The 12876-nt window shown below is 51.7% G+C and carries 11 protein-coding genes; 4 read left to right on the top strand and 7 right to left on the bottom strand.

Features of this window, described 5'->3' with window-relative positions:
* The first annotated feature begins 52 nt into the window (after window positions 1-52).
* The 3 genes from EVJ26_RS13380 (at window position 53) to EVJ26_RS13370 (ending at window position 4012) form a co-directional block, all read left to right on the top strand.
* Window positions 53-1588: a Ppx/GppA family phosphatase gene (locus EVJ26_RS13380; RefSeq protein WP_131459023.1), complete on the top strand. Its 1536-nt coding sequence runs from the start codon at window positions 53-55 to the stop codon at window positions 1586-1588.
* A complete protein-coding gene (locus tag EVJ26_RS13375) occupies window positions 1585-3750 on the top strand; it encodes an RNA degradosome polyphosphate kinase (RefSeq protein WP_131470678.1) in 2166 nt (721 codons plus the stop codon). The genes EVJ26_RS13380 and EVJ26_RS13375 overlap by 4 nt, the downstream gene beginning before the upstream one ends.
* A gap of 91 nt (window positions 3751-3841) precedes the next feature.
* A complete protein-coding gene (locus tag EVJ26_RS13370; RefSeq protein ID WP_021065708.1) occupies window positions 3842-4012 on the top strand; it encodes a DUF1427 family protein in 171 nt (56 codons plus the stop codon).
* A gap of 37 nt (window positions 4013-4049) precedes the next feature.
* Here EVJ26_RS13370 and EVJ26_RS13365 read toward each other — a convergent pair whose 3' ends face one another.
* The 5 genes from EVJ26_RS13365 to EVJ26_RS13345 all read right to left on the bottom strand — a co-directional run bounded on the left by EVJ26_RS13365 (window position 4050) and on the right by EVJ26_RS13345 (window position 9711).
* The gene (locus tag EVJ26_RS13365) at window positions 4050-4619 is read right to left on the bottom strand and encodes a hypothetical protein (protein WP_131459021.1); all 570 of its coding nucleotides are present in this window, start codon (window positions 4617-4619) and stop codon (window positions 4050-4052) included.
* Between the two features lie 3 nt (window positions 4620-4622).
* On the bottom strand, window positions 4623-5525 hold the full coding sequence (locus tag EVJ26_RS13360; protein WP_131442975.1) for a deoxyribonuclease IV: 903 nt from the start codon (window positions 5523-5525) through the stop codon (window positions 4623-4625).
* 85 nt (window positions 5526-5610) lie between these two features.
* Entirely contained in the window at window positions 5611-6954 is a 1344-nt protein-coding gene (locus EVJ26_RS13355; protein WP_070327008.1) for a DEAD/DEAH box helicase, read from the bottom strand.
* Window positions 6955-7015: 61 nt separating this feature from the next.
* Window positions 7016-7951 carry a sugar ABC transporter substrate-binding protein gene (locus EVJ26_RS13350; RefSeq protein WP_131470676.1) on the bottom strand — a complete coding sequence of 312 codons (936 nt, stop codon included), beginning with the start codon at window positions 7949-7951 and terminating at the stop codon, window positions 7016-7018.
* Window positions 7948-9711, bottom strand: coding sequence for a sensor histidine kinase (locus EVJ26_RS13345; RefSeq protein WP_131470674.1), 1764 nt, complete (start codon window positions 9709-9711; stop codon window positions 7948-7950). The genes EVJ26_RS13350 and EVJ26_RS13345 overlap by 4 nt, the downstream gene beginning before the upstream one ends.
* A 120-nt stretch (window positions 9712-9831) precedes the next feature.
* Between EVJ26_RS13345 and EVJ26_RS13340 the strand changes: the two genes are divergently transcribed.
* A complete protein-coding gene (locus EVJ26_RS13340; protein WP_131459018.1) occupies window positions 9832-10785 on the top strand; it encodes a 4-hydroxy-3-methylbut-2-enyl diphosphate reductase in 954 nt (317 codons plus the stop codon).
* A 47-nt stretch (window positions 10786-10832) separates the two neighbouring features.
* Here EVJ26_RS13340 and EVJ26_RS13335 read toward each other — a convergent pair whose 3' ends face one another.
* Both EVJ26_RS13335 and EVJ26_RS13330 read right to left on the bottom strand, forming a co-directional pair.
* Window positions 10833-11945 carry a Nif3-like dinuclear metal center hexameric protein gene (locus EVJ26_RS13335; protein ID WP_131467827.1) on the bottom strand — a complete coding sequence of 371 codons (1113 nt, stop codon included), beginning with the start codon at window positions 11943-11945 and terminating at the stop codon, window positions 10833-10835.
* Window positions 11945-12661, bottom strand: a complete 717-nt coding sequence (locus EVJ26_RS13330; protein WP_131457997.1) for a tRNA (adenine(22)-N(1))-methyltransferase — start codon at window positions 12659-12661, stop codon at window positions 11945-11947. The genes EVJ26_RS13335 and EVJ26_RS13330 overlap by 1 nt, the downstream gene beginning before the upstream one ends.
* Window positions 12662-12876: the final 215 nt, after the last annotated feature.

The following is a 12876-nucleotide window of genomic DNA, read 5'->3' as shown; positions in this document are numbered from 1 at the left end:
AGTTTGTCTAGTGTTCGTTGTACACTAGAGGTATCGCAGAGGGGGATTTACCGTGGAAAAAAAATTAGCAGTCATTGATATCGGGTCAAACTCGATTCGCAACGTCATTTTTGAAGTGAATCGACACGGCCAATATTTCGAACGGTTGAACGTGAAAGAAGTCGCTCGGCTCTCGAGTCACATCACCGATGCGAACGAACTATCCGAAATGGGCATCCAATCGTTAATCGAGACACTCGACCATTTCATCAGTCTGAACAAGCATCATGGCGTCAAAGAGATGTTGCCGGTCGCGACCGCAGCCATCCGCAACGCCAGCAATTCTGAAGCGATTTTAAACGAGGTCCTTGACGCGACCGGGATGGAGATCCGCTTGTTGAGTGACTATGAAGAGGCGTATTACGGATACTCGGCCATCGTCAACTCGACTTATATCGAAGACGGCTATTCGGTCGACATCGGCGGCGGCTCAATGGAAGTGACTTACTTCAAAGACCGCGAGCTCGTCTTTTATCATAGTTTCCCGTTCGGTGCCGTCACGTTGACGAACGATTTTATGTCAGGCGACACGCTCTCGAAAGATGAGCGGAAACAACTGACTTCTTTCTTGAAGAAGGCGTTCAAAGACATCGATTGGCTCGTCCCTCACGGTGTTCCGCTTGTCGGCGTCGGCGGGACCGCCCGTAACCTCGTCCGCGTCGAACAGTCGTTGTCCCACTTCCCGCTTGAAGGCATCCATCAATATACGCTCGGTGCCGACCGGCTTCACGAAGTCGTCGATGAACTGATCGACATGTCGACGAAACAACTCGGACGACTCGATGGCCTGTCAAAAGACCGGATGGACATCATCGCTCCGGCAGTGACCGCAATCGATGAACTGGCCCGCTATTTAAAAGTGCCTGAGTTTACGATGAGCAATAACGGTCTGCGGGAAGGGCTATTTTATGAATACTATTTAAAAGAGAACAACGAGATCCGTTTCGCTGATGTCAAAGAAGAAAGTTTCCGCCACTTCGAGAAACAATACGACGTCGACCCGGTCCGGCATCGTCATCTCGTCCATCTGGCCCGTCAAATTTATATGGGCTTGATCGAGGCGAAGACGATCAAACCAAAACCGTTCGAACCGGGACTGTTAGAAGCAGCTTGCCGTCTCGCTTACGTCGGTGAATACATCGACCATAACAACAAGAGCGACCATACGTTCCATTTGATCACGACAAATGACTTTAAAGGCATGAACAACGAAGACCGGCTCGCCCTGGCACTCGTCACGTCTTACAAGTCCCGGCGCCTGCTCGAACAGCATATCGAGGGCTTTCCTGAATGGTTCGACTCGAAAATGTTAAAAAGTCTAGAGCTGATCGGGTCAATCGTCAAACTTGTCGACGCGCTCGATTTGACCGAGCGTCAAGTCGTCGAGGACATCGACGTCGAGACAACAGACGACGGGCTTGCCTTCACCCTTCAAACAACGACGTCCCCGCGCTTTGAACTGCAGCGCGGCATCCGTCACAAAAAGCATTTAGAACGCGCGATCGAAACGACGATCGAGCTACGCGTAGAGGAGAGGATTACTTTATGACAACTTACTTACCCGAACATTTTAACAACCGCGAATTGAGCTGGCTCAGCTTTAACGAGCGCGTGCTCCAAGAAGCGATCGATGACCGCAATCCGCTCATGGAACGCCTCAAATTCCTCGGCATCTTCAGTGCAAACCTCGATGAGTTCTACATGGTCCGTTTCGGAGGACTGAAAGACGAGGTGCTCGCCGGATTCAACCAACCGGAGGACAAGGCCGGGCTGACACCGAAGCAGCAAATTAAAGCGATCTCGATCAAGGCTCAAGAACTCGTCGAAGTCCAGTATGCGACGTATAAAAAAATCGTCAAACAGCTCGGAAACGAAAACGTCCGCTTTTTACGTCCGAAGAACTTGAACAAAGAGCAGCTTAATTTCGTCAAACTGTATTTCCGGACCCACGTCTTCCCGGTCTTGACACCGATCGCGGTCGATGCGTATCGCCCGTTCCCGATGCTGTTGTCAAAATCGCTCAATATTGCCGTCGAAATCTCTTCGACCGCCGAAGGCAAAAAGCGACTCGCCCTCGTTCAAGTACCGGCCGTCCTACCGCGTTTTCTCGAACTGCCGACAGAAGACGAAGAACATTCCGATTTGATGTTGCTCGAAGACGTCATCATCCAATTCATCGATTCGCTCTTCAAAGGCTTTGAAGTCGAGTCGACGATGCCGTTCCGGATCACCCGCAACGCTGACATGCCGTTCCATGAAGAAGGCAGTCACGATGTGTTGAAACAGATCGAGAAAGAATTGAAGAAACGCCGTTACGGCGTCGGCATCCGCCTCGAGGTCCAACAACGTTCACTCAGTAAAGAACTGTTGTTTATGCTACAAGACGTCCTCGATCTGCACGAGCGCGATATTTTCGTCGTCGACGGACCAATCGATTTGACGTTCTTGTTTGGCATCTACAACAAGATCGGGATCGAATATGACGAGATGATCAATGAGACGCTCATCCCGTTCGTCCCGGAAGGACTCGAGCCCGGCAAGGACTTGTTCAAGGCCGTCTTGAAAAAGGATTACTTGCTCCATCACCCATACCATTCGTTCGACCCGGTCGTCCGCTTTATCGCCCAGGCCGCGAAAGACCCGAACGTCTTGGCCATCAAGCAGACGCTTTACCGTGTGTCTGGCGATTCACCGATCATTAAAGCGCTCACTGACGCTGCCGAGAGCGGCAAACAAGTCACCGTCCTCGTCGAACTGAAGGCCCGGTTCGATGAAGAGAAGAACATTCAATGGGCGAAACAGCTCGAGAAAGCCGGGGCCCACGTCATCTACGGCTATAAAGAGTTAAAAACGCACTCGAAGATCACGCTTGTCGTGCGGATTTTAGAAGGAGGTGTCCTCCAACGCTTCGTCCACCTCGGTACCGGTAACTACAACGACTCGACGGCGAAGCTTTATACGGACATCGGCTTGTTGACAACAAATGAGGACTTGGCCGAAGATGCGACCAACTTCTTCAACTGGCTCTCCGGTTACGGTGAACGACCGTCTTGGCATGAGTTCGAGACGTCGCCTGACGACATGCTCGACTTCTTCCTTCATAAGATTGAAGACGAAATCAAACTGCATGAGAAGTATGGGAATGGTCGCATCGTCGCCAAGATGAACTCGCTCACCGACAAGTCGATCATCACGAAGCTGTATGACGCGTCTCAGGCCGGGGTCAAGATCGATTTGATCATTCGCGGCATCTGTTGCCTGCGGCCCGGCATTAAAGGTGTCTCGGACAATATTCGTGTCGTCTCGATCATCGACCGCTATCTAGAACATTCTCGCATCTTCTATTTCTATCAAAACGGGAAAGAAGACTTGTATTGCTCGTCTGCGGACTGGATGACCCGAAACATGAAAAAGCGCATCGAGATCTTGTTCCCGATCCTAGATGCGGGTCATAAGTCATACATTAAAGACATGCTCGCGCTACAGCTCGTCGACAACGTCAAAGCGCGGATCCAACGCGCCGATGGCAGTTACGTCTACATCAAACAAGAGCCCGGCCAAGAGAAAATTCAATCGCAGATCATTATCCATCAATATACAGGCGGCCGTTGGAACAACATCCCGAGCGTCTTCGAACGGGAGCCGTCGAACTGGGCCGAACGTGAAGTGCTTCGCCTCCGGGCCGAAAACGAGAAAATGACTGATGACTGATGTTAGACTTCTCAAACGAGAAAGAACATTGTATAATTAGTTCGATTAGTCAGTTGAAACGCTTTCATTTTCGAATATGGAGGAATCATTCATGCAAGAAATCTTACTCTCGTTGCTCGCTGGCCTCATCTGTGGCATGATTTTCACTGCCTTGAAGTTGCCGTTGCCTGCCCCCCCGGTCTTGCCTGGCGTCATCGGAATCTTTGGCGTCTTTCTCGGGATGAAAGTTTACCAATTCGCGCTCGCGAACTGGCCATTTTAAACAAAAAGAACGATGCCCGCGGGCATCGTTCTTTTTGTTACTCTGCATGATGGATCGCCTTATGACAAGTCGGACAGACCCACATCCCGCTGTCTCCTTCAAGATGGTACTCTAGCAGACGATGGGCCATCGCCCCATACCTGTCTGTCAAGTCGACTCCACAGCTCGTACAAGCCGTGACGGAAGCGATACGGTGCATCATCATTCGTTCCCGGGCTAGATGCGTCTCGTACGTTTGCCGTGTCCAGCGTTGGGATGGGACTTGATAACCGCGGTCCCACATATCTTTTAACGTCGCATATGACGTCGACACGTCGTACATACCACTCTTGAGCAGCGGATGATGAAAATCAAGGCCGACTAAATCGACGAGACAATAGTCTCGAACTTCATCGTCGGGACGCGTTCGCCAATACCGGTCGTCGGGGCGCGTCATCGTCTCGACGAGCATGATCTCGACTTCCGCGACGATCCCATATCCAACGACTTCGATCAAGGCTGGTCCCTCAACGCTTCCTTCAATGTAAAACGGGCTCTGCTCGCGAAAGTATGTCGGGAGCGCCGCCCATACGTCATACGTCTCTGGATCGATCTTTAGCACGCTCATCGCTTATTGATGCGCGAGCGCGAATCGTTCGCGCCATTCGGCGTCGAACGCGCCTAACCGGAACATGTCAATCTCTTGCTTATACGGCGCGACTTTCGTCTTCTCGCTGATTGGAATGTAAGGTGTTTCAAGAATTTTTGGCAAATGCGCGAACGCCTCATGATGGATGATTCGGTTCAACGCGTCAAAACCGATCTCCCCGTAGCCGATATTTTCGTGGCGGTCTTTTCTCGCCCCGCGCACGTTTTTCGAATCGTTGACGTGGATGACGCCGAGTCGGTCGATTCCGACGATGCGGTCAAACTCGGCAATCACGCCGTCTAAATCCCCCACGAGATCATACCCGGCGTCATGGACGTGGCACGTGTCGAAACAGACCGACAGCCGGTCGTTATGCGTCACTCCGTCGATGATCGTCGCGAGTTCTTCAAACGTCTTCCCGAGTTCGCTTCCTTTTCCTGCCATCGTCTCGAGGGCGATCTTCACCGTCTCGTCTCCGGTCAGCACTTCATTCAAGCCTTCGATGATGCGAGCGAGACCGACGTCTTCGCCGGCACCGACATGGGCACCTGGGTGAAGGACGACGTGACGGGCGACTTGTAGCGCCTCGGCCCGCTTGATTTCAGCCGCCAAAAACGAGACCGCGAGTTCGAACGTCTCGGGTTTCGTCGTATTGCCCAGGTTGATGATGTATGGGGCGTGGACGACGATCTCCTCGATGTCATGCGCCGCCATGTGGACGAGCGCCGCTTCGATATTTAACTCCTCGATCGGTTTACGGCGCGTGTTTTGAGGCGCGCCCGTATAGACCATCATCGTCGTCGCACCGTACGAGACGGCTTCCTCACTGCCAGCGAGCAGCATCTTCTTACCTGAAACCGAAACGTGTGAACCAATTTTTAACATAGTCAACTCTCCTTCGCAATCTTCTGCCTTTAGTGTACACAAAAAGAAGAACCGACTCCATGAAGTCGATTCTTCTGTTTAGTGATTACCGTCTGTTCTTCTTACGGGTCTCACGACGTTCCGTGCGCTGTTGTTGCATATGCTCACGCGAAGCCGTCTCTTTCAATTTATACTTGAACTTCTTCTTGTAGCCTGGTTTGACTTTCTTCTTCGCCTTCTTGATCTCACCGGCCATACGGCTGTGCGCCGTGTGCGATACTTTCATCTTACGGTCGGTCACGCGGCGTTTACGAGTCTTGATCTCTTGGAGCGTCCCGCCTTTGACATCGACATGTGTGAACGCGAAACCACGCTCTTCAAGTCGATTGATCGGGCCGTTCTCGTGATCTTCATACAGCGTATACGCTTCTCCGGTAGCACCGGCACGACCGGTCCGGCCGACACGGTGTGTGTAGAAGTCGAGATCTTTCGGGATACCGAAGTTGATGATGTGCGACACACCTTTAATATCAATCCCGCGGGCAGCCAAGTCGGTTGCGATCACGTATTGATATTTTGCATCGTTGATGTCTTTGATTGCTTGCTTGCGTCGACGGGCTTGCATGTCGCCATGAAGCGTCCCGACGTTGAGGCCTGCCTCCTGGAACGACTTCTCGAGCTCATCCGCGTCTTGTTTCGTGTTCGTGAACACGAGGCAGACGAACGGATTGATCGCTTTGGCCACTTCGACCGTCAATTCTTTGCGATCGCGGTGACGGACCGGGATGACGTGATGCTTGATCTTCGGTGCGACGCGGTGCTCGGCACTCGCTTCCGCGTAGCGCGGGTCATGAAGATATTTCTTCAAGAACGGCTCGAGCTTCTCTGGGATTGTTGCTGAGAAGACCATCGTTTGCAGTCTTTCCGGAAGCGACTGCGCGATGCGGTCCACTTCTGGCAAGAAGCCCATATCAAGCATTTGATCGGCTTCATCGACGACGAAATGTTTGACTTTATGCGGGAACAACGCCTGAACTTTCATCAAGTCGAGTAGACGGCCTGGCGTCCCGATGATCAACTGTGGTGGGTTTTTCATCTTGTCGATTTGACGTTCGCGGTCAGTTCCACCGACGATCAAACTCGTCTTAATATAGTCAGGCTGCTTCACGAGGAGTGTTTTCAACTCTTCGTGGATCTGCCAGGCGAGTTCGCGTGTCGGTGCGACAACGATCGCCTGGACTTCGTGTTCGCTCGGGTCGATCGATTCTAAAATAGGTAAGAGGAACGCGAGTGTCTTCCCGGTCCCGGTTTGTGATTTTCCAATAATGTCACGGCCATTCATCGCGGCTGGAATAATCCGTGCCTGAATGTCCGTTGGGTTAGTGATGCGCTTTTCTGTCAAGGCATCGACGATAAACGGTAACAATTTGAACTGTTGGAAGCTGTTCAATCGATACACCTCCTGTTTCTTTCCACTTTTCCTAGCATAGCGGAATCTAGTTATTTGTCAATTAATCTTTACCGAGTCCTTCATACAAGTAACTCGATGAATAGTAGTGCGCCGAGATTTTTTTACCGCTCAAATGCTGTTCGAGCGCTTTGAACCCGACTTCAATCATTTCGTTCGGGGATTGCACGACCGTCGCATCGACTTTCCCGCTATGAATCAACGGGTAAATCTCTGTCACACCGTCTACCGACACGATTGTCTTGTCATTTAGTCTCTTGCTCTCGAGCGCCCTCACGACCCCGAACGTGTTGTCGTCGTTATGGGAAAACACGGCGTCGAACGGGATGTCTTCCTCGAGCCAACGCGACATCTCAATCTCGGCTTGGAACGTATCGTAGTTACCCGTGAGCGAGGCCACGACCTCGAGGTCGTCATGGGCTTTATCGTACTCGGTCAACCCGAGGCTACGGTCGATGGTCGAGCGGACTTTTGCCGTTCCCCTCACTTCGACGACACGGATCGGCCGATCGAGTGCGGTATGTTTGGCGGCAATATGGTTGGCGGCCATCCGCCCGATTTCAACGTTATCGGACACGACGGACGTGAGCACGCTATCGTGGTCGATCATCCGGTCGATCGCGATAATCGGGATGCCCTTCTCTCTCGCCTTTTCGAGCGATGACTGTATGAACGTCTCGTCAAGCGTCGTCACGAAGATGGCTTTGACACCGCGCTCGATCAAAGAATCCAATTTCTCTTTTTCTAAGACACGTGAATCTTCACTTGTCGTCGGAATCGGAATGAACCCTTTTTGATTGGCTGTTCGTACAAAGGCGGCTAACAACTTATTGGCGTGTTCGTGTTTTTCACTGACGAACACGAAGCCGACCTCATTGTTCGTCGTCACGCGTTCCGGCAACTGGATCGACGTGATCAATAAAATCGTCATGGCCCAGACGACGGGAATCCAAAGCCAGTAATAGCGGAAGCCTTTCATACGTCTGTCCGCCTTGGGATTTTAATCATCATCGCCGTACCTTCTCCTTCAACGCTCTCGATCTCCATTTGACCGTTTACGGCTTTTAAAGATTCTCGAATCATGTACAGCCCTAGCCCGTTGCCGTTCTCTTTCGTCGTATAGAACGCCGACCCGACCGTGTTCACTTGATCTTTCGTCATCCCGATCCCGTTATCCTCAATCAAGAACCGATAATCCCGCTCCGTGAAGAGGACCGTGACCGTGACGCTACCGTCCGACCCTTTTGAATCGACGGCTTCGACGGCGTTTTTAAACAAGTTGTAGATGGTTTGGACGAGCATGTCGCTCGAACAGTAGAACGGCGGCATCTCGTTCGGAACAATCAGTTCCCACTTCGTCACCCGTTTATAACATTCGGCGTCGAGTAAGAACTCGAGCCGACTCGCAAATTCGGTCATGTCGAGCCACTCTTCTTGAAGCTTGGATTGATCTGGTTTGGCGAGCGTGAGCATCGTCGTAATCAAATGGTTAGCCCGATTGAGCTCGGACAGTGCAAGGTCGAGCATTTCTTCACTACCATGACCTTCTTTCGCCATCTGCAAGGTGATTTGGACAGGTGTGAGCGGGTTACGGATCTCGTGAGCGATCCCGGCCGCGAGTTGACCGAGCGAGGCGAGCTTCTCTTGTTGGAGCAAGAGCTGTTGTTGGCTCAACTGCTCACGTCGAGCCGTCTCCATCCGATTCGAGTAGTCGTTATACGTATCGAGGAGCGTCTGGACTTCCTTTGAACCGGTGCGTTCGAGTAAAATCGGTTCGAGTGACTGTTGTTTCTTGATGTTTTGAACGAGTTCGAGCAGCGGGCTCGTCAATGTCTTCGAGAGAAGGAGACCGACTAAAATACTTAAGAAGAAAGTGACGAGCGTAATCATCAAATATTGCCAGCGTGTATCGTAGACCGCCTCATACACCGAATCCATGCTATGCTTGGCCAATACGCTCCATCCGTTCACTCGTGCGTCCGGTTCGAACATGATGACGTCGTCTTCGGTACTTAAAATCGTCCGAACGTCATACTCATCCGTCGTTTCGACGATTGAGCGTGATAACCTTCGCTCCGCATCCGTGACGAGATTAAACGATGTCGATAACACTTCTCCCCGCTCATTTAAGAGGTAGAGAATCATGTCATCATTCGTGGATTCAAGCATGCGCCGATAAAGGTCCGAGTTAAGCACACTGATGCTGCCACCAAACATGCCAATCGGTCGGTTGTCCTCGATGACTGGTACGTAAAGATACGTGCCGGCATCACCAGAAATCGATATCGGGTCACTCATGAATAAATCGTCGCCGTTCGAGGTGATGACTTCTTTAAATTTCGGATCAGCCTTTAACGTCATCGCGGGGACTTGCCGTTGCGAATACCAAGTGAATTCATCTTCTCGTAAATCATAGTAAAAGATTGAAGTGAAACTCGTTCGTTGGTTCAAGTAACCCGTCCGAATCCGCTCTTCAATCCAAGGTTCGTTTCCAACGTAAGCACCAAGGTAGACGAGGTCTTCATACAATTTCCCAAGCCTTGTCTCGAGGTTCTCGATACTCCCATCAATCGCATAGTCAAATTGTTCTTTCGCCAATTCTTCCGCGCGGGACACCGTCACGCGATCGGCAGAGAAAGCTAGTGATGAGATGACGAGTCCAAGAATGATAAAGATAATAAATGTGATTTGAAAGAAGTACGATTTTCGAACTTCAAGCAATGTTCTCAAGCGTTCCACGGTGTCCCTCCTTTCTAACCTTAAGATTATAGCATGAATACACGCAATTCTTTTCGTATTTTCGAAACAATGTTAGACTAATACGTAGGAAAGCATCGCGAAAGGAGCGTTCATCACGAAATGAAAGTTAAAAAAATTAGCCCACGCGGATACTGCTATGGCGTCGTCGATGCCATGAAATTAGCGAATGAAGCCGTGGCCAACCCAGATTTACCACGGCCTATCCATATACTCGGTATGATCGTCCATAACCGTCACGTCACCCAAGCGTTTGAAGACTTAGGCGTCAAGACCGTAGACGGCGAGGATCGGATGCAAGCAGTTGAAACAATCGACAAAGGGACCGTCGTGTTTACGGCCCACGGTATCTCCCCGCTCGTTCGGAAGCGTGCCATCGAAAAAGGACTGACGATTGTCGATGCGTCTTGTCCTGACGTTCTCGTCACGCACGATTTAATTCGTGAGAAGACAGCGGCCGGCTACGAAGTCATCTATATCGGCAAGCACGGTCACCCCGAACCTGAAGGTGCGATGGGTGTCGCCCCTGGAAAAGTCCATCTCGTCCAGTACGAGAGCGATTTTGAGGCGTTGCCAGATCGTTTGTTAGACGCAAACATTCTCGTCACGAACCAGACGACAATGAGCCAATGGGACGTTTCGGCATTGATCGACCTCATTCAAGAACGCTATCCTCACGTCGAGGTGCATAACGAGATTTGTAACGCGACACAAGTTCGTCAGGAAGCCGTGGCCGAACAGGCCGGCGACTGCGACTTGCTCATCGTCGTCGGTGATCCGAAATCGAACAACTCGAACCGTCTCGCCCAAGTCTCTAAAGAGATTGCCGGGACGAATGCCTATCGCATCGGTGATTTGAGTGAGCTCGATCTCAATTGGCTTCAAGACGTCGAAACGGTCGCGGTCACATCGGGCGCGTCGACACCGACACCGATCACGAAAAAAGTCATCGACTTTTTGACGCAGTACGACCGTGATGACTTGAGCACACACGACAAGACACCTTATCTCGAACTACGAAATATCCTGCCGAGAGTGAAGGCGCTTCGCAAATGACAAGCAACCCCCGTCCTCATGCATGAGGACGGGGGTTGTGTTCGGTTTCAGCGGAACTTAAAAGGGTTCGTGTTCGTAGCGGAAACGAGGAGCTCGACCTCGAGTTTTGCTGCCGTGAACTTCTGTTGCAAGACGTCGACGACGCCTTGTTTCATGACGCTCTCGACGTGATGACCCGGGTCGACCACGGCGAGCCCGAGCGCCATCGCGTCGTGGGCGACATGGAAATATAAGTCACCGGTCACGTAGGCGTCGGCTCCCTTGAAGTGCGCGGCCGAGACGTACTTGTTGCCGTCACCACCGAGCACGGCCACTTTTTTGATCGTTCGGTCCAAGTCGCCGACGACCCGCACCGCTTCGACACCAAAGCTTGCTTTGACATGTTCCGAAAATTCAGCGAGCGTCAGCGGCTTGTCGAGTCGACCGATGCGGCCGAGACCTAGGACAGGCCCTGCAATCTCATCCCGAATCAAGTCATGAGCGACCTCTTCGTAAGGATGAGCGTCAAACATCGCTTTTAACACCCGCTTCTTCTTACTTTCGGTAACGATCGTCTCGATCTTCACTTCATCGACTTGCTCCGTTTTCCCGATTTGCCCGAGGTACGGGTCGGCCAAGTCGAGCGGGGTGAACTGCCCTTTCCCTGTGACCGTGAATTGGCAATCGCCGTAATTCCCGATCCGACCGGCTCCGGCCTTGCCTAACGCTTTAGACACGGCGGACTGATGTGTCTCCGGGACGAAGACCGACAATTTATACACCGGCTCTTCATACGTCGGGACGAGCACTTCGGTCTCATGTAATCCGAGTGCCTCGCTCATCCAGTCGTTGACCCCACCCTCACAGACGTCTAAATTCGTATGGGCGACGTAGACGGCGATGTCGTTTTGAAGACATTTCATGACGATTCGACCGGCGGCGTTGCGATCGGTCACTTGGGTGAGCGCACTAAAGATCGGCGGATGATGCGCGATAATCAAGTCCACCTCTTGTTCGATGGCTTCGTCGACGACCGACTCGAGCACGTCGAGCGTGACCATGACCCGATTCACTTGTTTATTCAGCGTACCGATCTGCAGGCCGATCTTGTCGCCTTCGACCGCGAGGTGTTTCGGCGCGAACTCTTCAAACAGTTGGATGATATGATTTCCGTTTGCCATCACTGACTCACCTCTCTCATTTTGTCGCGTAACGTTTTGAACTCCTCCTGCTTCCGGACGAGCGCCTCGGTCTGGGCGCCTGCGGCCATTTGACCGAGCACGTAATCCAATTTGTCCGCTTCCCGGCCCCACTTCAACTTGAACGGTTCAGGACGAGTCTTCAGCAACTCCGGCCCGAACATAAGCTGCCACGTCCGCTCCGCCTCGTCCGCACTGTAACGCGTTTCTGTGCCCCGCTCTCCGACAAGAATCTCATATATTTTATCGTTCTCCTCGACGATCGTTTCCGTGACGAGCGTAAAACCTGATACAAGCAACCATTCCCGAACTTGCTGTCCATCGACGTTCGGTTGCAGCACGAGTCGTTCGACCGCGCCTAACTTATCCCGTCCGTTCTCTAAGATCGAGCGGATCAAGCTTCCGCCCATCCCACAGATCGAGATACATGTTGCCTCGTCTTCATTCAGGACCGCCAATCCGTCACCGAGCCGGACGTCAATCTTGTCCGATGCGCCGATCAAATCGACTTGGGCTTTGGCCGCTTCCATCGGTCCTTGATTCACTTCTCCGGCGATGGCCCGGTCGATGATTCCTTGCTGTACGAGATAACACGGGACGTAAGCGTGGTCGGAACCGATATCGGCTAAAATGCTTTTAGCTGGTATAAAATCGACGACTCGTTTCAGTCGCCGGTCTAACGTGACTTGTTCTTGCATGGGGACAACTCCTTTTGTCTACTTCTTCTTCTTTAGGGTAACGAAATATTCTTGTCCGGACAACAAAAAACGTACCCCAGAAGGAGTATGAACTGAACCCTGAATGATAGACACTTGATAAAAAGTGCTCATTCAGGGTTTTTTGTGTGCGGTCGAATCGATATAATGAACCTATTCATTCAGACGGGGGAACGCATCCATGAGTAAAATCATCT

The organism is Exiguobacterium sp. SH3S1, from assembly GCF_004337105.1.
In the GTDB taxonomy this organism is placed as follows: domain Bacteria; phylum Bacillota; class Bacilli; order Exiguobacteriales; family Exiguobacteriaceae; genus Exiguobacterium; species Exiguobacterium aurantiacum_A.
This window is presented reverse-complemented; position numbering and strand designations above follow the sequence as displayed.